2 protein-coding genes are annotated in these 1,593 nt (G+C 65.8%); one reads left to right on the forward strand and one right to left on the reverse strand.

What is annotated here, in order from left to right:
- Positions 1-20: 20 nt before the first annotated feature.
- Positions 21-1,424 carry an RNA-guided endonuclease InsQ/TnpB family protein gene (locus IE226_RS43555; RefSeq protein ID WP_229871988.1) on the reverse strand — a complete coding sequence of 468 codons (1,404 nt, stop codon included), beginning with the start codon at positions 1,422-1,424 and terminating at the stop codon, positions 21-23.
- On the opposite strand from IE226_RS43555, the gene tnpA reads away from it, so the two are divergent.
- The coding region (gene tnpA / locus IE226_RS43560; RefSeq protein WP_190087079.1) for an IS200/IS605 family transposase at positions 1,336-1,593 on the forward strand (258 nt) is incomplete at its 3' end. The genes IE226_RS43555 and tnpA overlap by 89 nt on opposite strands.

Here is a 1,593-nt window from a genome sequence, read left to right on the forward strand (position 1 = left end):
ATGAATGAGGGCGATTCCCTTCAGCTCGCGTGAGCGGGCTTGAGGGCTTCACGCATCCGCCTCCGGCCGGTGGCCGGGACTCGCACCGTGGTGGTGCTGCGCGTGCCGTTGATAACCGTGCCACCGGTCCGGCGGGCACGGGCCTCGATTTCCACCGAGGCGTTGTGGTCGGCATCGTCCTCGTGTCCACAGCGGACACAGGCGAACAGCCGTCCGCATCCCTTGCGGGATTGGGGATCGACCTCACCGCAGGCGGCGCAGGTCCGGGAGGTGTGGAACGGCGGTACAACCCGAAGCTCCGAGCCGTACAGGCGGGCCTTGTATTGGAGCTGGCGCCGTCGTTCGCCGGGGGTGTTGTCCAGGATCGACCTGTTGAGTCCGGCCTTCTGGCGGACGTTGGTCCCCGGTTTCTCGGCGGTGCCCTTGGCGGATGCCGTCATGTTCTTCACGCGCAGGTCCTCGATACCGCACCAGCCTTGGTTTTTGGCGAGGTCGGTGGTGAGCTGATGCGTGAAGTTCTGACGGCGGTTGGCCTGCCGGGTTTTCAGTTTCGCGATCTGTGCGATCGTGCGGCGGAGGCGGTTTCCGTATCTGCCGTTGTTGTGTTTTTCGGCGTAGGTGATCTGCCGGGCCTTCTTGCGCTCAAGGTGCTTGAGGCGGGCCTTCTCGTTCTTCGTCAGGGACGGCGGCATGAGGCGCGGCGCAGACTCGGTGGAGACGTAGGCGGATGCGGCGACGCCGAAGTCCACACCGCAGCCGGGCTTGCCGTTCGGCGGGGCGGGCTTGGCCCCGGTGTGGATGCCGAAGGAGATGTGCCAGCCGTTGCCGTCCCGCGAGATGGTGGCGTTGCGGATCGTCCCGCCGATGACCCGGGACAGCCGGAACCGGAGCCATCCCAGCTTCGGGATGCGTACCTCGGCCCACTTGCGGTTGAGTTTGCGGACCTCGACGGCCTGCCCGGGGAACGGGATCGACAGGCGGTGCCCGCGCTTCTTGTGGGACGGGAACTTCGCCGGGTGCTCCGGGTTCCAGAAGTTGTCGTACGCGGTGTCCAGATGGCGCAGGATCTGCTGTCCGGCCTGCGCGGGAAGGTCTTTCATCCAATCCATGCCGGCACGGGCGGCGGTCAGGTGCCTGCACTGCTCGGCGGCGCGCAGGGTGTAGCGGCGCTGCTCCCACAGGTACACGCGCTGTTCCAGCGCCACGTTCCACAGGGCACGCCCGGTGTGCCCCCACCCGGTCAGGACCGGCTCCTGCCCTTCGGTGGGATACGCACGGTACTTGCGACCCATGTCCGCCTTCACCCGTCTACCGTACCGTTGGTTTACGGCCGATATGCCTCGGATCCGCACAGGCAGGCACTGCGCGTTCGTGTTGCATGCCCACTTGGTTTTCGTGACGAAGTACCGGCACAGGGTGTTCACCGACCGGCACCTGGTCCGCATGGAAGAAATCATGCGCGAGGTCTGCGCCAACTTCGAAACCGAGCTGGTGGAGTTCAACGGCGAGAACAACCACGTTCACCTCCTCGTGAACTTCCCGCCCAAGGTGGCCGTCTCCAAGCTGGTCAACTCGCTGAAGGGCGTGTCCTCC

Origin of the sequence: Streptomyces longisporoflavus, assembly GCF_014649775.1 — a bacterium.
Classification (GTDB): Bacteria; Actinomycetota; Actinomycetes; order Streptomycetales; family Streptomycetaceae; genus Streptomyces; species Streptomyces longisporoflavus.